We start from the raw sequence: 22,873 nt of genomic DNA, 5'->3' as shown, positions 1-22,873 counted from the left end.
GCGGTGGTGCGGTGGTGCCGTGGTGCGGTGGTACTTCTCGCGGGCTACCGGGAGGTGATCTCCACGATCGTCCAGTGCCCTTCGCGCAGTTGGGCCGTGACGGAGAGCTGCGCGGCCGCCTTGCTCGCCGCCTTGCCCTTGCGCTCGTAGACCTGGTCGAGGAAGACGAGCAGGTGGGCGCTGTCGGGCGTCAGCCGGGTCACTCCGGCGCGCACGACATGGGTGGTCAGGGTGAGCTTCTGGTCGGCCGACTGCTTCTCGACCTGGCCGAACAGCGCCGCGTACTGCTGGAGCGCCTTGCCCGCGAGGAGCTTCTGCGCGGACGCCTTGGTGGCGGCGGTGCCGTCGGGGCTGTACGAGAAGACCTTGCCGAGCGCGTTGGTGACCTCGCCGGCCACCTGGGCGGTCGCCGCGCTGTCGGTCAGCGCGAGGTTGGACGTGGCGGGCGTGTCCCGCAGCTGCCTTCCCGCCACGTACATCACGGCCCCGGCGGCGAGCAGGGCGACGACCAGGACCGCGGCGAGGACGCGCGGCCAGCGGCGGACGGCGCGGGTGCCGGTGTCGGTGCCTTCGGTGTCGTCGGTGCCCTCGGGCGGCTCGACGGCTGCCTCCGGCTTCTCCTCGACGTCCGTGTTCATGCGCCGCTCCCTATGCCGAGCGCCGTGAGCGCCTTGATCTTCCAGCCGTCCCCGGTCCGGGCGAGCGTGGCCTCGAAGCGTTTGCGCTCGGTGCCCGCCTTGCCGCTGCGCGGGGTGACCTCGACGTCGACGGTCGCGATCATCAGCGCGGTGCCGGTCCGCTCGTCCAGCTCCGTGAGCGCGGCGTCGGTCACCTTGCCGCGCGCGGTGGCGCCGGACGCCTTGAGGTCGGCGGCGTCCTTCTTCCGGGTCCGCTTCAGCTGGTCGTGCAACGGGCCCGTGGCGGACTCCAGCCAGCCGGCCAGGCCCGCGTCCACGCTCGTCGCGTCCTTGCCGTCCAGCGTGTTGAGCCGGGCCAGCGCCTGCCGGCCGTCCGCGAGGGCGGCGTCCCGGCTCTTGGCGTAGGCCAGGTCGTCGTCACCGCGCGCCTGGGCGTACGACCAGCCGCCCAGGGCGCAGACGAGGGCCGCGATCAGCAGGACGGCCCAGCCGCCGAGGCTTCGCGTACGGGGGTTCACTCGCCGTCCTCCTGTCCCAGGCCGAGCAGCCGGGCCATGCCCCGGGCCTCCGGTGCCGCGTCGGACGCGGCGCCGAGCACTCCGGGCAGCCGGTCCTCCTCGGTGTCCCCGAGGAGCAGCGCGCCGGCCTTCGCCGGTGGGGGCAGCGGGCCGCCCGTGGGGGCGTTGGCGCTGCCCCGGACGTCGATGCCGGTGCCGGGCGAGGCGGCGCAGCGGGCCTTGGTGTTGACGGCGGGGGCGGGTGAGACGTCGAGGCCGTTGCGGTAGGTCGTGCCCTCGTAGCCGGCGGTGCAGGGCAGCGGCTCGAAGAAGGTGATCGACATGCCGAACCGGGCGCCGTCCTCGTCCACCGCGCTGGCCCCGGCCGCCGCGACGGCGGGGAGCTTCACGAGCAGTTCCTCCAGTCCGCGCTGGCGGGTGACGGCGACGTCGGAGGTGGTGAGGAGGTTGGCGACGACGACCCCGAAGCTGGGTTCGACGTCCCGGAGCAGTCCGCTGATCTGGTTCGTGGCGTCGGGGGCGGCGGCGATCAGCTTGCGCAGATCGGTGTCGGACCCCTTGAGCTGGGCGGCCAGTTCCTTCGCTCCGGAGGCGAACCCCTTGAGTGCTTCGCCCTGTTCGACCTGGGTGCGCAGGACGGTCTTGCCGTCCTCCATCAGCCGGGTGTTGACGGGCAGCGCGTCGTCGGCGGCGTCCACGAACTCGCTGCCGGTGTCCAGGAGGACCTGGAGGTCGTCGCCGCGCCCGCTGAACGCGGTGCCGAACTCGTCCACGACGGTGCGCAGCGAGTCCAGGTCGACCGAGGAGGTGAGGTCGTTGACGCTGGTGAGGACGTTGGTCACGGGCGCCGGGACGGTGGTCTCGGCCTGGTCGATGACCGAGCCGTTCGCGAGGTAGGGGCCCTCGGTACGGGTCGGCCGCAGGTCGACGTACTGCTCGCCGACGGCGGAGAGGTTGGCCACAACGGCCTTGAGGTCGTCGGGGATGCTGGGCGCGGACTTGTTGATCCGCAGCTGGGCCTCGACGCCGTCGTCGGTGAGTTCGATGGGCCCGACCCGGCCGACCGAGACCCCTCGGTAGGTGACGTTGGAGTGCGTGAAGAGGCCCCCGGTGCGCGGGAGTTGCATCTTGACCGTGTAGTAGTCGCGCATGCCGACGTAATGGCCGAGGTCGGCGTAGCGGATCCCGAGGTAGGCGAGCACCAGCACGGAGATGATGAGGAAGGCGATGTTCTTGAGCCGGATGGCGAGGGTGATCATCAGTTGCTCCCCTTCGAGTCCGTGGGCCGGCTCGTCGTCGGCGCCGAGGTCGCGGGAAGGGGCAGCGGGAGTCCGGCACCGGCGGCCGACGGGGCCTGCGCGGGCGGGGTCTCCGGATCCGGGTTGTAGGCCGGGATGATCTGGGTGCCGGGTTCGGCCGTCAGGTCCAGGTACACGTTGAGGTAGTCGCCCTTCACGCCGCGCAGCACCTCGTCCGTGAACGGGTAGGTGAGCAGCACCTGGAGGGAGTCGGGCAGGTCGTTGCCGGAGTCGGCGAGGGCCCGCAGGGTGGGCGCGAGGGCCTTGAGGTCGGCGATGGTGTCCGCCTTGCTCCGGTTGATGGTGGTGACGGCGACGTCGGAGAGGGTGTCCAGGGAGCGGAGCATCGTCATGAGCGATCCGCGCTGCTTCTCCAGGACCTTCATGCCGGGGCTGAGCTTGGTGAGGACGGTGCCGACCTGCTCCTTGCGGCCGGCGAGGGTGCTGGAGAGCCGGTTGACGCCGTCGAGCGCGGCGGTGATGTCGCCGCGGTGGTCGTCCAGGTTGGTGACGAGCTTGTCGACCCGGTGGAGCATGGACTTGACCTGGGGTTCCTGCCCGCTCAGGGCCTTGTTGAGTTCGGTGGTGATGGTCTTGAGCTGCTGGACGCCGCCGCCGTTGAGCAGCATGGACAGGGCGCCGAAGACCTCTTCGACCTCGGGGTTGCGGTTGGTGCGGCTGAGCGGGATGCGGTCGCCGTCGGCGAGGGTGCCCTGCTCCTTGCCCTTGGCGGGCGGCGCGAGCTGGACGTACTTCTCGCCGAGCAGGCTGGACTGTTCCAGCCGGGCGTAGGCGTTGGCGGGCAGGCCGATCTTCCCGTTCACCTTCATGGTGACCCGGGCCTGCCAGCCGTCGGGCGCCAGCGAGATCTTGGTGACCCGGCCGACCGCGACGTCGTTGACCTTGACCGAGGACTGCGGGGAGAGGCTGAGCACGTCCCCGAAGTCCGCGGTGATCTCGTACGGGTGGTCGCCGAGGTCGGCGCCGCCGGGCAGCGGCAGGTCCTCGATGCCGGAGAAGTGCGGGGCTCCGCATCCGGTGACGAAGAGGGTGCAGCACAGGCCGAGCGCGACGAGTGCCGGTCCGCCCGTGGTGCCGAGGGCCGCGGGTCTGCGCGGTCGCCGGTTCATCGGTTCGCCCCCTTCGTGTCCTTGGCGTCCTTGGCGTCTCCGGCGTCCTTCGGGGTGCCGTAGACCGTGCCCACGGCCGGGAGCGGCAGCGCGGGAAGCGCCTGTTGCCGTTCGGCGTCCACCGGGGAGAGCCCCTGGAGGGCGAGGGAGGATTCGAGGAGCGGGCCGCCCATGCTGAGCTCGTTGAGGTTGGTCCGGCCGTTGAGCGTGCGGTGCTCGGGGTCGTACGCGTTGAGGACGTTGCCGGCCGAGAGCGGCAGGACGTCCATCGACTCGGCCAGCGAGGCGCGCTGGTCGACGAGGGCCTGGGTGATCGGCACGAGGGCGTCCACGTTCTTCTTGAGCTCGCCCCGGTTGTCCTTGATGAAGGTCTTCACCTGGCCGAGGGCGGTGCCGAGTTCCTTGAGGGCGGCGCCGAGGTTCTTCTTGTCGTCGGCGAGGAAGCCGGTGACGGAGTTCAGCTGCTCCTCGGCAGCGCGGACGTTGCCGTCGTTGTCCTTCAGCATGGTGGTGAAGGTCTGGAGGTAGGACAGCGTGCTGAACAGGTTGCCGCTCGACTTGTCCAGGGTCTTGGTGGCCTTGCCGAACTGCTCGATGGAGTCGCCGATGTCCTTGCCGTTGCCCTTGAGGTTCTTGGCTCCGGTGTCGAGGAGCCCGGCGAAGGCTCCTTCGGCGTTGGCCCCGTCGGGGCCGAGCGCGGTGGAGAGTTCGGTGATGGAGGCGTAGAGCTGGTCGACCTCCACCGGGACCGCGTTGTTGGCGGCGGGCAACTGGGCGCCGTCCTCCATGGCCGCTCCCCCGGTGTAAGCGGGGGCGAGCTGGACGTACCGGTCGGCGACGAGGCTGGGGGCGACGACGACGGCGTGCGCGTCCTGGGGGACCTGGACGCCCTTGTCGATGTGCAGGACGACCTTGACGTCCTTGCCGCGAGGTTCGACGGATTCGACGCGGCCGACGCGTACGCCGAGTATGCGCAGGTCGGACCCGGCGTAGACGCCGGTGACCTGGTCGAAGTAGGCGGTGACGGTGGTGCCGCCCTGCTCCTCCAGGGCCGAGACCCCGGAGGTGGCGGCGACGGCCACGACGACGAGGCCGGCGCCGATGCCGATGACGCGGGTGAGTCTCATCTCAGTGCCCGCCTTCCTGCTTCGGAGGCATGCAGCCGGTCGCCGGGGGTGTGTTCGCGGGCAGGTAGTTCTTCGGGACGACCCCGCAGACGTAGTTGTCGAACCAGCGTCCGTTGCCGAGGGTGTTGCCGACGAGCCGGTTGTAGGAGCCGGCGAGCGCGAGCACCTGGTCGAGGCTCTTGCGGTTCTTCTTGAGGACCTCGGTGACCCGGCCGAGCGCCTTGAGGGTCGGCTTCAGCTGCTTGTTGTTGTCGGAGACGAGACCGGTGAGCTGGGTGCCCAGGTCGCGGGTGCCGGTGAGCAGCAGGTGGATGGAGTCGCGGCGGGCCTGGATCTCGCCGAGGAGCAGGTTGCCGTCGTCCAGGAGGGTTTCGAAGCCGCTCTTCTTGTTGGCGAGGGTCTTGGTGAGCTGCTTGCTGCCCTTGAGCAGGGTCGCCAGCTGCGCGTCGCGCTCGGAGACGGTCTTCGACAGCGCGGAGAGCCCCTTGGCAGCGCTCTTCACGTCGGGCGGGGAGTCCTTGAAGGTGGCCGAGATCGTCTCGAAGCTCTTGGCGAGCTGCTTGGTGTCGATCTCGCCGATGGTCTCGCCCAGTCCGTTGAACGCCTGGGTGACGTCGTACGGGGAGGTGGTGCGGGAGGCCGTGATGCGCTCGCCGGGGTCCTGCGGGGAGTCGCCGAGCGGGTCGACGGCGAGGTACTTCTCGCCGAGGAGCGTCTTGATGGCGATGCCGACGGTGCTGGCGTTGCCGATCCAGGCGTCCTTGACCTTGAAGGTGACCTTCACCTTGGCGCCGTCCAGGGAGACCCCGGTGACCTTGCCGACCTTGACGCCGGCGATGCGGACCTCGTCGCCCTCGCCGAGTCCGGCGGATTCGGTGAAGTCGGCGCTGTAGGTCGTACCGCCGCCGATGAAGGGGAGCGAGTCGGCCCGGTAGGCGCCGAAGCCGATCAGGGCGAGCAGGAGGAGTCCCACGATGCCGACGGCGACGGGGTTGCGATGGCGTATCGGCTTGATCATGACAGGCACCTCGGCTGGGTGATCTCGATGCCGGTCGGCGGGGTGCTGCCGTCGCTCGTCGTCACGCCGCTGACCTTGGCCTCGCAGAGGTAGAGGTTGAGCCAGGAGCCGTACGAGGTGAGGCGGCTGATGGCCTCCATCTTGGCCGGGGTCTTCTGCAGGAAGTTCTCGATCTTCGGGGTGTTGTCGGCCAGGTTCCCGGAGAGCCGGCCGAGCTGCTTGATGTCGTCCTTCAGGGGCCCCCGGCCGTCCTCGAAGAGGCCCGCGGTGACCGTGGTGAGCGCGCCCATCGCGGTGACGGCCTCGCCGAGCGGCTTGCGGTCGCCCGCGAAGCCGGTGACGAGGGCCTGGAGGGTGTCGACCAGGTCGTTGAAGCCGGCTTCACGGTCGTTGACGGTCTTCAGGACCGAGTTGAGGTTCTTGATCACCTCGCCGATCACCTTGTCCTTGGCGGCGACCGTGCCGGTCAGCGAGCCGACGTGCTGGAGGATGGAGTCGACGGTGCCGCCCTCGCCCTGGAGCACCTGGACGATGGAGCCGGCCAGCTCGTTGACGTCGGGCGGCGAGAGCCCTTCGAAGAGGGGCTGGAACCCGTTGAAGAGCTGGGTGAGGTCGAGCGCCGGGGTGGTGCGCGACAGCGGGATGGTGGAGCCCGGGGCGAAGGTCTCGCCGACGGGGCCCGCGCCCTGGTCCAGGTCGATGTAGCGCTGGCCGACCATGTTGAGGTATTTGATCGACGCGGTCACGGAGGCCGGGAGCTTCTTGCTCCTGCGGACGCTGAAGGAGACCTCGGCGACCCGGCGGTCGGCGACCTTGACCGATTCGACCTGGCCGACCTTGACCCCGGCGACGCGGACGCTGTCCCCGACGATGAGTCCGGTGGCGTCGGTGAACCGGGCCTTGTACGAACGGGTTTCGCCCACACCGCTGTTGGCGATGGACAGGGCCAGGACCGTGGTGGCCAGGCTCGTCACCACGATGAACACGATCGATTTCGCGAGCGGTCCCGCGACGGAACGGCGCTTCACTTGAGCTTCACCTCCACACCGCGGAAGGCCGGTCCGATGAGCACGCTGCTCCACTCGGGCAGGGCCTGCGGCCGGACTTTCAGTGAGGGAGCGACCAGCTCGTTGACGAGCCGGCTCTCCTGCGGCGAGTTGGGCATGCCCAGCGACGGATCGGCCGCCGGGACCTCGACCGGCGTGGCCGGGTCCGGGTCGGCCGGGGCGCTGTCGGCGGCGGTCCTGGCGTCGGCGGTGGGCACGGTCTGGCCGACGTACGGGATGGAGTAGCAGTGCGGTCCGCCGGTCGCGTTGTAGACCGGGGTGTCCTTGCCCGCGACGTACTTCCCCTTGGACGGCACGGTCTTGAGGGTGACGTGCAGTCCCGGCTGGTCGGTGCCCTTGCCGAGCGCCTTGTCCATGGCCGGAACGAAGTTGGCCACGGTGCGCAGGGTGCAGGGGAACTCCGAGGAGTACTTCGCCAGGGTCTCCAGGGTGGGCCTGCCGCTCGCGGCGAGCCGGATGAGGTTGTCCTTGTTCCGCTGGAGGAAGGCGGTGACGTCGCGGGCGGACGCGGTGGTGGAGCCGTACACGTTGGCGAGGTTCGCCTGCTGTTCGGCGAGGGTGCCGCTCGTGGTGGTGAAGTCGGTGAGGGCGTCCAGGATGTCGGGGGCGGAGTCCGCGTAGAGCCGGCTGACCTTGACGAGTTCCTTGATGTCCTCGTTGAGCGTGGGGAGCTGGGGGTTGAACTTCTGGAGGTGGGCGTCCAGCTTCACGAGGGTGTCGCCCAGCTTCTCGCCCCGGCCCTCCAGTGCGGTGGAGACCGCGTTGAGGGTGGCGGACAGCTTCTCCGGCTTCACGGCGGTGAGCAGCGGCAGGACGTTGTCGAGGACCTCTTCCAGCTCGATGGCGTTGCTGGACCGGTCCTGCGGGATGACGTCGCCGGCGCCGAGCGTCTTCGTGGAGGGCACGGGGGGCGGCACGAGGGCGACGAACCGTTCCCCGAAGAGGGTGGTGGGCAGCATCTGGGCGGTGACGTCGGCCGGGATGCGGTCGAGCTTGTCCGGCTTGATGGCGAGGGTGAGCCGGGCGCCTTCGCCGTCGGCCGCGATGTTCCGGACCTGGCCGACGACGACGCCGCGCAGCTTCACGTCGGCGTTCTCGTGCATCTCGTTGCCGACGCTCGACGTGCGTACGGTGACGGTCGCGTCGTGCGTGAAGTCCTTCTCGTACACCGAGACCGAGACCCAGATGAGGACGGCGGGCACGAGGAAGAAGGCGACTCCGGCGGTTCTGCGGGCGGTGGCCCGGGTGGCGCGTGAGGTCATCAGCCGGCCACCTTCACCGTCGTCGTGGCGCCCCAGATGGCGAGCGAGAGGAAGAAGTCGGTGACGCTGATCAGCACGATCGCGTTCCGCACGGAGCGGCCGACGGCCACCCCCACCCCGGCGGGCCCGCCGGTGGCGTGGAAGCCGTAGTAGCAGTGGGCGAGGATCACCATCACGCTGAAGATCAGCACCTTGAGCACCGACAGGAGCACGTCCGCCGGGGACAGGAAGAGGTTGAAGTAGTGGTCGTACGTGCCCGCCGACTGTCCGTTGAACAGGACGGTGACGTAGCGGGACGCGACGTACGAGGAGAGCAGCCCGATCGCGTACAGCGGGATGATCGCGACGACCCCGGCGATGATGCGCGTGGTGACGAGGTAGGGCATGGAGCGCACGCCCATCGATTCGAGGCCGTCGACCTCCTCGTTGATGCGCATGGCGCCGAGTTGCGCGGTGAAGCCGGCCCCGACGGTCGCGGAGAGAGCGAGTCCGGCGACGAGCGGGGCGATCTCGCGGGTGTTGAAGTACGCGGAGATGAAGCCGGTGAACGCGGCGGTGCCGATCTGGTTGAGGGCCGCGTAGCCCTGGAGTCCGACGACCGTGCCGGTGGCGAGGGTCATCGCGATCATCACGCCGATGGTGCCGCCGACGACCCCGAGGCCGCCGCTGCCGAAGGCGACCTCCGCCAGCAGGCGCTGGACCTCCTTGAGGTAGCGGCGCAGGGTGCGCGGGATCCAGATCAGTGCCCGTACGTAGAAGGTGAGCTGGTCACCGGATCTGTCGAGCCAGCCGAGCATTGACATGGGTCAGCTCCCCTTCGCGGGGACGATCTGCAGGTAGATCGCCGTGAGGACCATGTTCACGAAGAACAGCAGCATGAAGGTGATGACGACGGACTGGTTGACCGCGTCGCCCACCCCCTTCGGACCGCCGCGCGGGTTGAGGCCGCGGTAGGCGGCGACGATGCCCGCGATGAAGCCGAAGATCAGCGCCTTGACCTCGCTGACATAGAGGTCGGGCAGCTGGGCGAGGGCGGAGAAGCTGGAGAGGTACGCGCCCGGGGTGCCGTGCTGGAGGATCACGTTGAAGAAGTAGCCGCCGAGGGTGCCGACGACCGAGACGAGGCCGTTGAGCAGGACGGCGACGAGCATGGTGGCGAGCACGCGCGGGACGACCAGGCGCTGCACGGGCGAGACGCCCATGACCTCCATGGCGTCCAGCTCCTCGCGGATCTTCCGGGAGCCGAGGTCGGCGCAGATCGCGGACCCGGCGGCCCCGGAGACCAGCAGGGCCACGATGATCGGGCTGGCCTGCTGGATGACGGCGAGGACGCTGGCACCGCCGGTGAACGACTGGGCGCCGAGCTGCTGGGTGAGCGAGCCGACCTGGAGGGCGATGACCGCGCCGAACGGGATGGACACAAGGGCGGCGGGCAGGATGGTGACGCTGGCGACGAACCAGAACTGCTCGATGAACTCCCGCACCTGGAACGGCCGCCGGAAGGTCTCCCGGGTCACGGTCCCGGCGAGCGCGAACAGCCGCCCGGTCTCGCGCAGGGGCGCGGCGAGCTTGCTGGGGCGCGGGGCCTCGGCCGCCTTCGCGGGCTCCGGGGCGCGGTCCACCGGCTCCGGTTCGCCGGGGGGCCGTACGGGCATGGGGGCGGTCACCGGCGTCCACCGCCCACGGCCGGGCTGTAGCTGTTGAGGATGGCGGTACGGGCCGCCTCCGGCAGCTCGCCGATCATCGACATGACGCGTTCCCGGCGGCGCAGGGCGCCCTGGCGCACCGGCAGGCCGGGCGAGGGCTCCAGCTGGGGGACGACGGTACGCGGGGCGTTGGCCGAGCTGATGCCCTGTCCGTAGCCGTTCAGCTCCTCGGCGGCGAGAGTGGCGGCGTCCTTCTCCTCGGACATGCCGATGGGCCCCTCGCAGCGGCCGGCGAGGAACTGGTTGACGACGGGCAGGTCGCTGGTGAGCAGCACCTCGCGCGGCCCGAAGGTGACGAGGTTGCGGCAGAACAGCATCCCCATGTTGTCCGGCACGGTGGAGGCGATGTCGAGGTTGTGGGTGACGATGAGCATCGTCGCGTCGATCTGCGCGTTGAGGTCGACGAGGAGCTGCGAGATGTACGCGGTGCGGACCGGGTCGAGGCCGGAGTCCGGTTCGTCGCAGAGGATGATCTGCGGGTCGAGGACGAGGGCCCGGGCGAGGCCGGCGCGCTTGCGCATACCGCCGGAAATCTCACCGGGCAGTTTGTTCTCGGCGCCGAGGAGGCCCACGACGTCGATCCGCTCCATGACGATGCGGCGGATCTCGGATTCCTTCTTGCGGGTGTGCTCCCGGAGCGGGAACGCGATGTTGTCGAAAAGCGACATGGACCCGAAAAGGGCGCCGTCCTGGAACATGAGACCGAAGAGCTTGCGCGTCTCCATGATGTCCCGCTCGGAGCCGTTCACCATGTCGACGCCATTGACGAGAACGCGCCCGCGCTCAGGTTTGAGGAGGCCGATGATGGATTTGAGGAACACCGTCTTTCCCGTCCCGGACGGGCCGAGCATGACACTGACCTCGCCTGCGGGAAGCGTGAGCGACACATCCTGCCAGATGTTCTGCTTGCCGAAAGACTTGGTGAGCCCTTCGACCACTACTTCGATTCCCATCCCACCTCCTGCGTGCGCTCACGAAGTGACAGAAATGCGCCGAGGGGCGCACGTTAAGTTCACCGGCACCGCCAGGACAAGCCCTTGAGCAGCCCATTCGCAAAGATCCGGTCCGTTTGTCATCGGATGACAAATTCCGGCCCCGATCTTGTGAAGTACTGCGCACTGCCGTCCGTCGGTGCAGGCCGGAACCCCGCGGCCCAGGGGGCCGGACCTGCGTCCGGGCTCCCTGCCGACGGGCGGGCAACCTCCGGACGCGCCGGAGGAGTTACTGACGGAGGCGACGCTACGGGTGGGTAACCTGGGCCGCAATACCAGGTCATCAAGTTTCCGCGCGAGTACGCGAAGGGGTCGGTTCTTTCTCATCGACTGAGCAGAGCGGCCGGAAAAACTGTCGCCGGGTGACAAGTTCCGGGGCCGGCCGGCGGTGCCCGTACGCCGCACGGCACATCGAGAGGCGCTCGGGACCGGCTCGAATGCACAAGCGGCAGGCAAGATTCCGCATGTCCGGCCGGCCGGAGTCGTGGCGGCGTCCGCGAGGGCCTGCGCACGAAGTGACAAGAAGGCCGGATCTCGTACTCATCCCTGAAGGAGATGCGTACCCCGTCCATAGATTCTCATACGGCGGGATTGTGTACCGGTGTTTCCCGCCAGTAACCTCACGGCTCGGTGAATGGGATGTCGTATCGGCCCCGTCCGACGCGGTCCCGGCACCCGCATTCCGCATTCCGTGCTCAATTCGCTGCGCACATCGGAAACAAGGGGAAGACATGAGAACCTCGAACCGGGTACGTGTGGGGCTGCTGGCCTCTTTCACCGCTCTCGCCGCCGTCGCCTCCATCGGATCGGCCACGGCCGTCACCCAGCTGAACGGCGACTGGGCTCCCTTCAGCCGCTGCCCGGTGGACAACCCGGCCATGCTGGCGGCGGACGGGGCGACGGACATCGCCATCTGCGTCACCTCGCACTCGGCGAGCGGCTCCATCAAGCTGGGCAACACCGTGGTGCCCTTCGGCGCCAGCGACCTCCAGATCGGCGTGGTCAACCACCCGGGCGCCGTCTCGACCGTGGTCTCCCCGAAGGAGGGAGCACTCGTCGCGGACTCCGCGAAGGTGCCGGGCGGTCTGCTCGGCCTGATGTGCCCCAGCGACGTCCCCGTGATCACGGGCATCTGCAACACGCTCACCGACGCCAGCCTGAACCGGGTGACGGCGACCCTCGAGTCGGTCAACACCCCGACCGGCTTCCAGCTCCTGGCGGGCGCGACCACCGGCAAGCCGATCATCACCCTCCCGGTCCGCATCCACCTGCAGAACCCGCTCCTCGGCGACAAGTGCTACATCGGCTCCGCCTCGGACCCGATCCTGCTGAAGCCGCAGAACCTGACCCAGCCGGCCGTCACCAGCGAGAACTTCGCCGGTGACGGAACCCCGGACCCGAACGGCCCGATGAGCCGGCTCAGCCTCCAGGGCGCCACCCAGACCGACACGACGTACGCGGTCCCCGGCACCAACGGCTGCGGTCTGCTCGGCTCGCTGAACTGGGCGGTCAACCTGAAGACGGGTCTGCCGGCGGCCGCGGGCAAGAACAGCGTCACGCTGAACAACGCGCAGACCGACGTGGCGGCGATGAGCGCCCCGGGTGACATCGCCCCGAACGCGGGCAAGGTGATGTCGCAGTACTGGCACTCGGCGGTGCGGTAACCGTCCGGGCGACCGGAGTCCCGAAGGGGCCACCTCCTCCGTGGAGGTGGCCCCTTCGCGGTGCGTCGGCCGGGCGGCGGGCTACGGCTTGGGCTTCGTGCCGGGCAGTTCCGCCGGAGGGGGTGGGCAGTAGGAAGCCTCGGGGTTGGTGGGAATACAGGTCGATGCCTGATCCATGGCGATCCGGTTCCCCGGGCCCGAGATCGCAGCGGTGAACAGCGGATTCAGGTTCTCGCCGCCCGTGCCGCATCCGGTGAAGGGCGGGATGGTGACCTCACCGTCCAGCCGGCCGCCCACTCCCACGTTCGTATACTCCGCCCCGCCATTCAGTACCACTTTGAACGCCTTCTCCGTCCTGCAGTCGCTTCCCACATCCAGTGGTGTGCCGTTGATTCTGACGTCGTGGAGGCGGAGGGACTGCTTGAAGTAGGCCGTGGAAAATGCCGTATCGCCGACGTTTCCGAAGGAGATGGTCATCGGTCCGGCCTCGAAGGACACCTTCGCCGTCACCGGCTGGAAGCCGAAGGCGAGAAAGGTGGAGTCGGCATCCGGAAGTTTGATGGCCGCGAGGGAATCGAAGCGGATGTAGTACCCGCCCACCTCATCGAACCCTCGCATGGTGATGCGCGCCGCCGGCTTCACACTGATGAGGGCAGGATGGTCTGGAGGGGCTGGATTATTGATGATCATGGCTCCGTTCATCTTCTGAACATTGGCCAGGCCCACCACGTTGGCACAGGCGAACTGCGGAGCCGGGTTCTCCACGACACGTGGTGTATCGCCCGGTGGAGGCTGCGGCGCCTCGCTCCCGTCCATCTCCCCCACCGGCGGATCCACAGGACAGTAGTCGGGGTCCTCGTCGTCCTCAGCGGCCGCCGGTTCCACCGCGATGTCCTTCTCCTCCTCCCGGCCGGAGGCACCCGCCGGAGGGGTGGACGTCTCAGGGGTGGCCGGCGGCTCGGCGCCGCTGCCGTCGGTCACATGCGTGGTCGCGAGATGCCCGTTCTCGCCCTCCTTCAGTCGGCACGTCACCTTGCTCAGAGGCGGTGCGCTCTTCTCGGGCTCCGCTGCGGCGGACCGCAGCTCGATCGTCAACTCCGCGACGGAGAAGTCGACATCGCCCGCGGATCCCAGCGTCACGTAGGGGACCTCACCGGAGTGGACGAGGGCCACGTCACCGTCGGCGGGAAGGGGGGTGCTCGGCGCGTACAGCTCCCACGGCGCCTCGGTCGACTCCCCGTTCTGGGCGATCTTCACCTTGAGCGCCGCCCGGCTCACGAACGCCTCGGTGCCTTCCGGCACCAGCCCCGCGAGATCCGCCCGCGAGAGGGTGACGGTGAGCGTCACGGGCCCGGGCTGTACCGGGCGGCCGACCTCACCGGTCTCCGGAACGTCCACCGACACGGCGACCGTGGCGGCCACGGTCGCCGTGCCGCTGTCCTCGGCTCCGCAGGCGGCGGCGAAGCCGGCCGGCCCGCTGCTCTCGTCGGCGGCCGAGCCCCCTCCGGACAGCAGGCCGGCGAGCAGGGCGAGACCGGCGACGGAGGCGACCCTCACGGAACGCCGCGCACGGGTCACAGGTATCTGAGGGTGCATATCGGGCCAGTCCTCCACGGGTGCGATCGGTAGTACAGCTGCGGTGGCGCGGTCGTCCCACGCCTGTGCATTGCGCCCTACAGCGCCCTGAGCACCGGCGCCTTGCCGGTAGACGCCATGGCCACACGCAACGATGCCCTGAGCGTGACGACGTCGGCGTTGTTGACGAGCCCCAGGCAGTTCGCCTTGGAGGCGAGCAGGCCACCGGACGTGTCACCGATGACGAGCTTGCCGGTGTCGTTCTCGTAATGGCCGTGGAGCGTTCCCTTGAAGTCGGCGACGCAACCGAATCCGCCCCAGTGAGCCGAGACCCCGCTGATCCTGACGTCCACCCAGTTCGCATGGGAAGGGTTCTGCCCCACGAGGTCGATGGCCCACGGCGTGGTGCTCGTCGTCACGACCTCGCCGAAGCCGAACTGGCAGTTGCGGGTCGTGATGGCATCGATCGTGCCTATCCTGCCTCCGGTCGCGACGGTCGCTTCGAGTTCTCCAGCAGTCACGTCCAACGAATCGCACGCAATGGTCGCAGCTGGAACGGTCCATGTCGGATAGACAGCATGGGCCGTATACGCCCCAGCGGGCGTCACGCTCCACGAGCCCGTCGTGGCGGCCGAGGCCGAGGACACCACCGACCCGAAGGCAGCGACGAAAGCGGCGGCCACCGTGGCGGATCGTCGTGCGGGGAAGTTCACGGACTCACATCCTCTGGCTCGTGGCGCCGTCTCCGCGACGCCCCCAACGAGAAGGCCGGGCCGGCCGCGAAGAGGCTTCGCGGCCGGCCCGTACCCGTGTGCTGTTGCGCCTTACGGCGTCGTGATCTTCGGCGAGGTGCCCGTCGAGGTGATCTTGACGAGGTACGAGGCCTTGAAGGAGGCCACGTCGCCGTTGTTGATCAGGCCGAGGCAGTTGGCGTTGGACGCCTTCAGCTCCGTGCCCGAACCGTCGATGACCAGCCGGCCGGTGCTGTTGTCGTAGTACCCGTAGGCCTTGCCCTTGAAGTCGGCCACGCAGCCGAAGCCGGTGATGTGGGCCGAGATGCCGGTGACGTTGCCCTTGACCCGGTTGGCGTTGGCGGGGTCCACCCCGGTGACGTTGATCGTCCACGGCGTCGCGGTCATGGAGACGGTGAAGGTGATGCCACCGACCGAGCAGCTGGTGAAGCCGATCGTGCCGATGGTCGCCATGTTGGCTCCCGTGGCACTGGTCGCGTTGACGTTGCCCGCGGTCACGTTGGAGGAGGCACACGACAGGGTCGCGGCGGGGACCGCCAGGGTGGGGCTGGTCGCGCTGGCGGTGTACGCGCCGTTCGGGGTCGCCGACCACGAGGCCGTGGCGCCGGCGGACGCCGTGGTGGCAGCCATACCGAGGGCGGCACTGGCGGCGGTGGCGATGATTGCGGCTCTACGTGCAAGGGTGTTCACGGAATCCGGTTCCCTTCGAGGGTGTGTGACCTACACCGGGGGGCCACTTCCGGCCGGGTGAGCGGCGCTCCCGGAGTGGGGGGTCACGAGACAGGAATGTGGCAGCCCGACCTGACGGACTGCTCGACCTCTTGCGTTCGGCGATGACGCTACGGGCGAGTAATGTCGCTCCGCAACACGCTGGAACAAAGAATCTCCACAATCATCGTTCCCTCTCAGAAATTGCTTGCGAGACGAGTACGGCGGGCGGATTTTTTATCCAGAAGTGAGCAGTTCTCCCGGAGCCGGGGTGCCCGCTCCTGCTCACCCGATGACGGAACGGCACCCCGCTCGGCCCAACGCCCCACGTCACGGCCCTGCCGTACGGTCTCCCCCGGAACGCCTCCGCACTCTTGACTTCCCCCCTGCCGAGGCAGTGGAATTCACCGCGAATAGCGCAGGCGACATTGTTCGGGGAGTCCGGAAGCGCGCGTCGGAGCCACCGCCGCATTACCGGAATCCGGGCCCCCGCATCAGCACCGCACGAGTGATCCACGAGCCGGACTCAAGCGCGGAGGCCGAAACCGGCGGGTGGCTGAAACTCGCCGATACATGGCCCATACATTTCGTCTTGTCCTGCCTGTGTTCAGAGCCACATACGTGGACTATCTTCGGCAGCCGAAGTTGGTACGCACCTGAGAACGGCTGGGAGCGCTCTCCCGTCCGTCACCCCCACCGGGCGCCGGAGAGCAAGAAGGGGTCAAGGTATGCCGGGAGTTGCGCAACCCTCGGAGCTGGGAGAGCCGCTGGGACCGCTGCCGCAGGAGTTCGCCACGATCGTGCGGCCCGAACTGCCCAGCCTCATCAAGGAGATCGGCCTTGAGGTCACCCGCGCCTACCCCGAGTACGCGCGGCTCCTCGACGGACCGTACGGACAGGGCATCCGGGTCGGCGTCGAGCAGAGCATCTCCGTGTTCGTGGACCAGGTGGCCGAGCCGGCCGCCCCCTCCGCACTGCGCGACGAGATGTGCCGCAGGTTCGGCCGTTTCGAGGCGTACGAGGGGCGCAGCCTGGACCAGTTGCAGGGGGCGTACCGGCTGGGCGCCCGCGTCGCGCTGCGCCGGGCGAAGAAGATCGGCAGGCGCTACAACCTCTCCCCCACCATGATGCTGACGTTCGCGGACGCGCTGTTCAGTTACGTGGACGAACTCGAAGCCCTGTCGCGCGAGGGGTACTTGGAGGTGAGGTCGGCCTCCGACGACCACACCGACACCTTGCGGCGCAGGCTGCTGCATCTGATCCTCGCCGGGCGGCCGGTGCCGCGCGTGGCCATCGCCGAGCTGTGCGAGCAGACCGGCTGGACGCTGCCGGACGAGGTGACGCTCGTCGCCGTGCGCCCCTCCCCCGATCTGGACCGGCTGGCGATCGACCGCGACGTACTGGTCGACTTCACCGACCCTCAGCCGCACTTACTGATCCCGGGCCCCTTCGACGACATGCGAAGACGCATGCTCGAACACGCCCTGCCGGGCGTCCGCGCCGCCATCGGCCTGACCGTCCCCTCGTCGCTGGCCTCGGACTCGGTCCGCTGGGCGCGGCGGGTCCTGGAACTCGTGGACGCGGGCGTCATCGAGGACGCGCCGGCCATCCTCTGCGACGACCACCTCATCACCCTGTGGCTGCTGTCCGATCCGGTCCTCCTCGATCAGCTCGCGCGCCGCGAACTCGCCCCGATGGCCAACATCAGCGCCAACCGGCGCGAACGGCTCATCGAAACTCTCAGGATCTGGCTCGACACCCGGGGCACGGCGGCCCAGATGGGCGAGCTGCTCGATGTACACCCCCAGACCGTCCGCTACCGGATGCGCAATCTGGAATCGATCTTCGGCGATCAACTGGTCGATCCGGAGGCGCGGTTCTCCACGGAGACCGTGCTCCGCGCCATGCAGCTGCGGGCTCGCAGCAACGACACACCCATCTGAACAGCGCGCGACGCACCTCAGGCCCGACGAGCACCTCACGCGAAGTCAACCTACTCGCAGGTAAGGGGAAATAGCCGGTCATTCCCAAACGGTTGCCACACGGAGACGTACTCAACGCGAAACCAGGAACTGCGTCTCGTTATATGGAGTGGAGTCGGTCCGCCCACCCGGCGGTCCGACGCCCGACCTCCTGGCCACCATCGAGAGGGAACCCCCCATGACCGCCTCGCACCTGCTCGTCCCCGTCCCCATCCCGGACCGCATCGCCGCGCTCATCGGCGCCTGCACCCCCGCGCACATCCTCCAGGCCGAGTTCGACGCCGACTGCGCCGCGCGCGAGGTCCGCAGGTTCCGCGGTCCCCGGCTGGGTATCGAGGACCAGGCCGACCGCGAGTTCGCCCTGTCGGAGCTGGCCCGCGCCAACAAGGTGCTCGCCGCCCACCACCCCCGGCTCGTGGTGCGTCCCGGCTCCGCCTGGTGACCTCGTACGACGGCCCGCGCCCCATCTTGCGAAGAGACCGCCGCGCCCTTACCTTACTCAAAAGTAAGTTTACTCCAGAGTAAGGAACTGGCGTGGCCGACAACAGCAGCGGCAATGTCACCGGCGAACTGGCCGCCCTCGACTTCGCGGCCGTCTCCCCCGAGGAGTTCGCCCGGATCGTGAAGGGGCTGTCCGCCAGGCAGCTCGCCGAGGTCATGCACGGGGAGCTGCGCGCCCGGGTGCTCGGCGAGGTCTTCGGCCGGATGAAGCAGCAGTTCCGCCCGGAGGCGGCCGGGGCGCTCACGGCGTTGATCCGCTGGAAGATCACCGGTGACACGGAGGTGGTCTACGAGACCTCGATCGCGGACGGCACCTGCACCGTCAGCGAGGGCCGCTCGGAGGCGGAGCCGCGTACGACGCTGATCATGGCGGACGCGGAGTTCCTGAAGCTGGTCTCCGGCAACGGCAACCCCATCACCATGTTCATGATGCGCAAGCTGAAGGTGGCCGGTGACGTCGGCCTGGCCTCGGGCCTCACGCGCTACTTCGACATCCCGAAGGCGTGAGCCGATGAGCTACTTCTCCCTCGCGCTCACCGAGGAGCAGCAGGACCTGCGCAACTGGGTGCACGGCTTCGCCGCCCAGGTGGTGCGCCCGGCGGCGGCCGAGTGGGACGCCCGCGAGGAGACGCCCTGGCCGGTCATCCAGGAGGCCGCGCGCATCGGTCTCTACGGGTTCGAGTCGCTGGCCGACATGTACGGCGACCCGTCGGGGCTCTCCCTCCAGATAGCCAACGAGGAACTGTTCTGGGGTGACGCCGGCATCGGCATGGCCCTGTTCGGCACCTCGCTCGCCGTCGCCGGGATCTTCGCCTCCGGCACCCCGGACCAGCTCGCCGAGTGGGTCCCCCAGTGCTACGGCGACGAGGACGACCCGAAGGTCGCGGCGTTCTGCGTGTCCGAACCGCAGGCCGGCTCCGACGTCTCCGCGATGACCACGAAGGCCCGGTACGACGAGGCGAAGGACGAGTGGGTGATCTCCGGCCAGAAGGCGTGGATCACCAACGGCGGGATCGCCGAGGTCCACGTCGTCGTCGCCTCGGTCGACCCGGCCCTCGGCGCGCGCGGGCAGGCCGCGTTCATCGTGCCGCCGGGCACCGAGGGCCTGGCGGCGAGCCGCACCATCAAGAAGCTGGGGCTGCGCGCCTCGCACACGGCCGACGTCTTCCTGGACGACGTCCGGGTGCCGGGGCACTGCCTGCTCGGCGGCAAGGAGAAGCTGGACGCCCGCCTCGCCCGCGCCCGCGAGGGCTCCACCGCCAAGGGCCAGGCCGCGATGGCCACCTTCGAGGTCAGCCGCCCCACGGTCGGCGCCCAGGCGCTGGGCATCGCGCGCGCCGCGTACGAATACGCGCTGGAGTACGCGGGCGACCGCGAGGCGTTCGGGCGGCCGATCATCGAGAACCAGTCGATCGCGTTCGCCCTGGCCGACATCCGTACCGAGATCGAGGCCGTACGGCTGCTGATCTGGCAGGCCGCGTGGATGGCCCGCAACGACCGCACCTTCGACGCCGGACAGGGCTCCATGTCCAAGCTCCGCGCGGGCGAACTCGCGGTGGCCGCCACGGAGAAGGCCGTCCAGATCCTCGGCGGCGCCGGATACAGCCGGGAGCACCCGGTGGAGCGGATGTACCGCGACGCCAAGATCTACACGATCTTCGAGGGGACCAGCGAGATCCAGCGCCTGGTCATCGCACGGGCGATCTCGGGGCGGCACATCCGCTGAGCGCAGGGGCGGCGGGCGGGGGCGGGAGCGGGCCAGCGAGGATGAGCGGGTCCGCACCACCGTCGCCCCCGGGGGAAACGCCATGCCCGCCGTCCCGCGCCCGTCCGTCCTCTTCGTCACCGACCTCGCCTACGAGGCGCGCGGCCGGCGCTACTGCGACGAGGACATCCGGCTGACGGCGCGGCTGCGCGAGAGCTTCGACCTCGCGCTGTGCCACCCGCGTGACGCCGCCGCCCTGCTGGACCGCTTCGACGCCGTCGTCGTACGCAACAGCGGCCCGGTCCTGCACTACCAGGAGGCGTACGACGCGTTCCGGGCACGGGCCCTGGAGCTGGGCACCCGCGTGTACAACCCGCTGACCGGGCGCGGGGACATGGCGGGCAAGCAGTACCTCGTGGACCTCAGCCGCGCCGGATACCCGGTCATCCCCACCGTGGACCGGGCGGCGGACCTGGGGCTGCTGCCGGAGGCCGAGGCCTATGTCGTCAAGCCGAAGCTGGGCGCGGACTCGGTGGGCCTGCGCTTCGTGACGACGCCGGAGCTCGCCCCGGGCTCCGACGGGACCCTGCTCGTCCAGCCCCGGATCGACTTCCGCTACGAGGTGTCCTTCTATTACGTCGACCACGACTTCCAGTACGCGCTGCACGCCCCGGCCCCGGACCGGCGGTGGGTGCTGGAGCCGTACGCGGCGAGCCCGGCGGACCTGGCGTTCGCCCGGTCCTTCGTGGAGTGGAACACGCTGGACCACGGCATCCAGCGGGTGGACGCCTGCCGCACGGCGGACGGCGAGCTGCTCCTCGTAGAACTGGAAGACCTCAACCCGTATCTCTCGCTGGACCGGGTAGCCGCCCCCGTACGGGAGGCATTCGCCACCCGTATGACGGCCTCGCTGCGGGATCTGCTCGCTTAGGGGCCTCTCGTGTGGATCAGGCCGGGCTCGCGGGCTCTGGCACCGCACCTCGCGGCGTTGTCGTCAATCACCAACGCTCCGCGTTGCCTCAATCCTCCGCCTTGCGATGCACGGCACCAGAGCCCGCTCCCTGATCCGGCCTGATCCACACGAGAGGCCCCACACGTCCGGACGTGCCCCGCATGCGGGTGACACGACGCGATGTGAGGGTGCAAAGGTGACCACTGCCAGCGAGACCGCCCCCGCCGCGCAGAGTGCCGCCGCGCCGCCCGTGCTCGACCCACGCCGCCGCAACATCGTCTTCGCCACGATCGTGCTGGGCATCCTGCTGGCCGCGCTGGACCAGACGATCGTGGGCACCGCGCTGCCGACGATCGTCTCGGACCTCGGGGGCGCCGCCCATATGTCGTGGGTGGTCACCGCCTATCTCCTCGCGGAGACCGTGGCGACGGTGCTGGTCGGCAAGTTCGGCGACCTGTTCGGGCGGAAGATCGTCTTCCAGCTGTCCGCGGTCATCTTCATCACCGGTTCGTTCCTCTGCGGGCTCGCCACGAACATGACGCTGCTGATCGTGTGGCGCGGCCTCCAGGGCATCGGCGCAGGCGGTCTGATGGTCACCTCGATGGCGCTCATCGCCGACGTCATCCCGCTGCGCGACCGGGGCAAGTACCAGGGCGCGATCGGTGCCGTCTTCGGTGTGTCGACGGTGATCGGTCCCCTGCTCGGCGGGCTGTTCACCGACCATCTGACCTGGCGCTGGGCGTTCTACGTCAATGTGCCGATCGCGATCGTGGTGGTCATCGCGGCGGCCCGTACGATCCCGTCCGTGAAGGCGGCCGGGCGGCCGGTCATCGACTACCTGGGCATCGCGATGGTCACGGTCGGGGCCAGCGCCCTGATCCTGGCCACCAGTTGGGGCGGCAACGAATACGCCTGGGGCTCCGGCGTCATCATCGGCCTGTTCGTCCTCGGCATCGTGGCGCTCGCGCTGTTCTGCCTGGTCGAGTTCCGGGCGAAGGAGCCGATGCTGCCGATGCGGCTCTTCGGCAACCCGGTCTTCACGGTCTGCTCGATCCTCAGCTTCATCGTCGGGTTCGCGATGCTCGGCGCGATGATCTTCCTGCCGACGTACCTCCAGTACGTGGACGGCGACTCGGCGACGCTCTCGGGGGTGCGGACGCTGCCGATGGTCGTCGGTCTGCTCGCCGCGTCCATCTTCAGCGGCAACGTGGTCAGCAAGACCGGCCGCTACCGGATCTTCCCGATCATCGGCTCGCTGGTCATGGCGGTGGGCCTGTTCCTGCTCTCCCGGATGGGCCCGGACAGCGGGGTCTGGCTGGAATCGCTGTACATGCTGGTGCTCGGCGTCGGCATCGGGCTCTCCATGCAGGTCCTGACCATCGCCGTGCAGAACACGGTGGACTACGCGGACCTGGGCACGGCGACCTCGGGCGTCACCTTCTTGCGTACGCTCGGCAGCTCCTTCGGCACCGCCGTCTTCGGCACCATCTACGCGAACGCCCTCGGCCCGCACCTCAAAGACGGGATCACCGAGGCCGCGCGGGCGGGCGGCGACCCTGCCGTGCTCGCGAAGGCCTCCCAGAGCCCGGAGGGGCTGCACGCGCTGCCCGGCGCCCAGTCGGCGCCGCTGGCCCAGGCGTACGCGGACACCCTGCACACGGTGTTCCTGTGGACGGTGCCCGTGGCGCTGCTCGGGTTCGTCGTCGCGCTGTTCCTCAAGCAGGTGAAGCTGCGGGACACCGTACGGGCGGGGTCGACGGACATGGGTGAGGGCTTCGCCTCGCCGAACACCCAGGACTCGGCCCGGCTGCTGGAGTTCTCGGTGGCCAAGGTGCTGCGGCGGGTGGACCCGGAGACGGCGCGGCGGATCGTCCTGGAGTCGGACACCCGGCTCGACATGGCGGGCGCCTGGGCGGTGATGCAGGTCGAGCTGTTCACGCGGATGGTCGGCCACGCGGGGCTCCGGCTGATCGCGTCGCGGCACCGGATTCCGCCGGAGGTCCTGGTGCCGGTCTTCGACCGCATGATCGAGGAGGGCTTCCTCACCGGGGACGGCCATCTGTTCCAGCACACCGCGGCCGGTAGCCGCGAGGCCCGGACCATCAACGACGCCTGGGCCCGCTGGCTCAACGACCAGCTGGGCGAGGACGGCGAGCGCCCGGACGACGCCCGGCTGCGTGCCGCGGTCGATGTGATCGCGAAGCGGCTGCTGGCGGAGGACCTGACGCAGGAACTGGCTCCGGTGGCACCAGCGGGCGCGCCGGTCTGAACCCGGCCA

The 22,873-nt window shown here is 69.3% G+C and carries 21 protein-coding genes; 7 read left to right on the top strand and 14 right to left on the bottom strand.

Annotated elements, in window-relative coordinates; translation table 11 throughout:
• Window positions 1-44: 44 nt before the first annotated feature.
• The 11 genes from OHS17_RS29260 to OHS17_RS29210 are packed head-to-tail and all read right to left on the bottom strand — an operon-like array spanning window position 45 to window position 10,717.
• Window positions 45-638: a hypothetical protein gene (locus OHS17_RS29260; protein ID WP_330314575.1), complete on the bottom strand. Its 594-nt coding sequence runs from the start codon at window positions 636-638 to the stop codon at window positions 45-47.
• On the bottom strand, window positions 635-1,156 hold the full coding sequence (locus tag OHS17_RS29255; RefSeq protein WP_018100203.1) for a hypothetical protein: 522 nt from the start codon (window positions 1,154-1,156) through the stop codon (window positions 635-637). The genes OHS17_RS29260 and OHS17_RS29255 overlap by 4 nt, the downstream gene beginning before the upstream one ends.
• Window positions 1,153-2,415 (bottom strand): MlaD family protein, encoded by a 1,263-nt coding sequence (locus OHS17_RS29250; protein ID WP_330314574.1) that lies wholly within the window; start codon window positions 2,413-2,415, stop codon window positions 1,153-1,155. The genes OHS17_RS29255 and OHS17_RS29250 overlap by 4 nt, the downstream gene beginning before the upstream one ends.
• The gene (locus OHS17_RS29245) at window positions 2,415-3,584 is read right to left on the bottom strand and encodes an MCE family protein (RefSeq protein WP_330314573.1); all 1,170 of its coding nucleotides are present in this window, start codon (window positions 3,582-3,584) and stop codon (window positions 2,415-2,417) included. The genes OHS17_RS29250 and OHS17_RS29245 overlap by 1 nt, the downstream gene beginning before the upstream one ends.
• Window positions 3,581-4,711: an MCE family protein gene (locus tag OHS17_RS29240; RefSeq protein ID WP_330314572.1), complete on the bottom strand. Its 1,131-nt coding sequence runs from the start codon at window positions 4,709-4,711 to the stop codon at window positions 3,581-3,583. Before OHS17_RS29240 ends, OHS17_RS29245 begins: the two co-directional genes overlap by 4 nt.
• A gap of 1 nt (window position 4,712) precedes the next feature.
• Window positions 4,713-5,729, bottom strand: a complete 1,017-nt coding sequence (locus OHS17_RS29235) for an MCE family protein (protein WP_330314571.1) — start codon at window positions 5,727-5,729, stop codon at window positions 4,713-4,715.
• Window positions 5,726-6,757: an MCE family protein gene (locus OHS17_RS29230; protein WP_330314570.1), complete on the bottom strand. Its 1,032-nt coding sequence runs from the start codon at window positions 6,755-6,757 to the stop codon at window positions 5,726-5,728. The genes OHS17_RS29235 and OHS17_RS29230 overlap by 4 nt, the downstream gene beginning before the upstream one ends.
• Window positions 6,754-8,058, bottom strand: a complete 1,305-nt coding sequence (locus tag OHS17_RS29225) for an MCE family protein (RefSeq protein ID WP_330314569.1) — start codon at window positions 8,056-8,058, stop codon at window positions 6,754-6,756. Before OHS17_RS29225 ends, OHS17_RS29230 begins: the two co-directional genes overlap by 4 nt.
• Window positions 8,058-8,861 carry an MlaE family ABC transporter permease gene (locus tag OHS17_RS29220; RefSeq protein ID WP_026171148.1) on the bottom strand — a complete coding sequence of 268 codons (804 nt, stop codon included), beginning with the start codon at window positions 8,859-8,861 and terminating at the stop codon, window positions 8,058-8,060. The genes OHS17_RS29225 and OHS17_RS29220 overlap by 1 nt, the downstream gene beginning before the upstream one ends.
• A gap of 3 nt (window positions 8,862-8,864) precedes the next feature.
• Window positions 8,865-9,725, bottom strand: coding sequence for an MlaE family ABC transporter permease (locus OHS17_RS29215; protein ID WP_330314568.1), 861 nt, complete (start codon window positions 9,723-9,725; stop codon window positions 8,865-8,867).
• The gene (locus OHS17_RS29210) at window positions 9,722-10,717 is read right to left on the bottom strand and encodes an ABC transporter ATP-binding protein (protein ID WP_026171149.1); all 996 of its coding nucleotides are present in this window, start codon (window positions 10,715-10,717) and stop codon (window positions 9,722-9,724) included. The genes OHS17_RS29215 and OHS17_RS29210 overlap by 4 nt, the downstream gene beginning before the upstream one ends.
• Before the next feature lie 770 nt (window positions 10,718-11,487).
• Between OHS17_RS29210 and OHS17_RS29205 the strand changes: the two genes are divergently transcribed.
• Entirely contained in the window at window positions 11,488-12,420 is a 933-nt protein-coding gene (locus OHS17_RS29205) for a hypothetical protein (protein WP_330314567.1), read from the top strand.
• Between the two features lie 81 nt (window positions 12,421-12,501).
• Here the strand turns inward: OHS17_RS29205 and OHS17_RS29200 are convergent, their stop codons facing one another.
• The 3 genes from OHS17_RS29200 to OHS17_RS29190 form a co-directional block, all read right to left on the bottom strand.
• The gene (locus tag OHS17_RS29200) at window positions 12,502-14,034 is read right to left on the bottom strand and encodes a DUF6801 domain-containing protein (protein WP_330314566.1); all 1,533 of its coding nucleotides are present in this window, start codon (window positions 14,032-14,034) and stop codon (window positions 12,502-12,504) included.
• 59 nt (window positions 14,035-14,093) lie between these two features.
• A complete protein-coding gene (locus tag OHS17_RS29195) occupies window positions 14,094-14,708 on the bottom strand; it encodes a hypothetical protein (protein ID WP_330314565.1) in 615 nt (204 codons plus the stop codon).
• A 111-nt stretch (window positions 14,709-14,819) separates the two neighbouring features.
• Window positions 14,820-15,437 (bottom strand): hypothetical protein, encoded by a 618-nt coding sequence (locus tag OHS17_RS29190; protein ID WP_330314564.1) that lies wholly within the window; start codon window positions 15,435-15,437, stop codon window positions 14,820-14,822.
• A gap of 746 nt (window positions 15,438-16,183) precedes the next feature.
• Between OHS17_RS29190 and OHS17_RS29185 the strand changes: the two genes are divergently transcribed.
• The 6 genes from OHS17_RS29185 (at window position 16,184) to OHS17_RS29160 (ending at window position 22,864) form a co-directional block, all read left to right on the top strand.
• Complete coding sequence (locus OHS17_RS29185) at window positions 16,184-17,398, top strand: helix-turn-helix domain-containing protein (protein WP_161208666.1); 1,215 nt, start codon at window positions 16,184-16,186, stop codon at window positions 17,396-17,398.
• Window positions 17,399-17,615: 217 nt separating this feature from the next.
• Complete coding sequence (locus tag OHS17_RS29180) at window positions 17,616-17,879, top strand: hypothetical protein (protein ID WP_330314563.1); 264 nt, start codon at window positions 17,616-17,618, stop codon at window positions 17,877-17,879.
• A gap of 92 nt (window positions 17,880-17,971) precedes the next feature.
• On the top strand, window positions 17,972-18,445 hold the full coding sequence (locus tag OHS17_RS29175) for an SCP2 sterol-binding domain-containing protein (RefSeq protein ID WP_330314562.1): 474 nt from the start codon (window positions 17,972-17,974) through the stop codon (window positions 18,443-18,445).
• Between the two features lie 4 nt (window positions 18,446-18,449).
• Window positions 18,450-19,664 (top strand): acyl-CoA dehydrogenase family protein, encoded by a 1,215-nt coding sequence (locus tag OHS17_RS29170; protein ID WP_073861678.1) that lies wholly within the window; start codon window positions 18,450-18,452, stop codon window positions 19,662-19,664.
• 82 nt (window positions 19,665-19,746) lie between these two features.
• A complete protein-coding gene (locus tag OHS17_RS29165; protein WP_330314561.1) occupies window positions 19,747-20,574 on the top strand; it encodes a hypothetical protein in 828 nt (275 codons plus the stop codon).
• A 217-nt stretch (window positions 20,575-20,791) separates the two neighbouring features.
• Window positions 20,792-22,864 carry an MDR family MFS transporter gene (locus OHS17_RS29160; RefSeq protein WP_330314560.1) on the top strand — a complete coding sequence of 691 codons (2,073 nt, stop codon included), beginning with the start codon at window positions 20,792-20,794 and terminating at the stop codon, window positions 22,862-22,864.
• Window positions 22,865-22,873: the final 9 nt, after the last annotated feature.

It is taken from the genome of Streptomyces sp. NBC_00523, assembly GCF_036346615.1.
Taxonomy (GTDB): domain Bacteria; phylum Actinomycetota; class Actinomycetes; order Streptomycetales; family Streptomycetaceae; genus Streptomyces.
The sequence above is the reverse complement of the archived record's forward strand: the minus strand, read 5'-3'. Positions and strand labels throughout refer to the sequence as shown.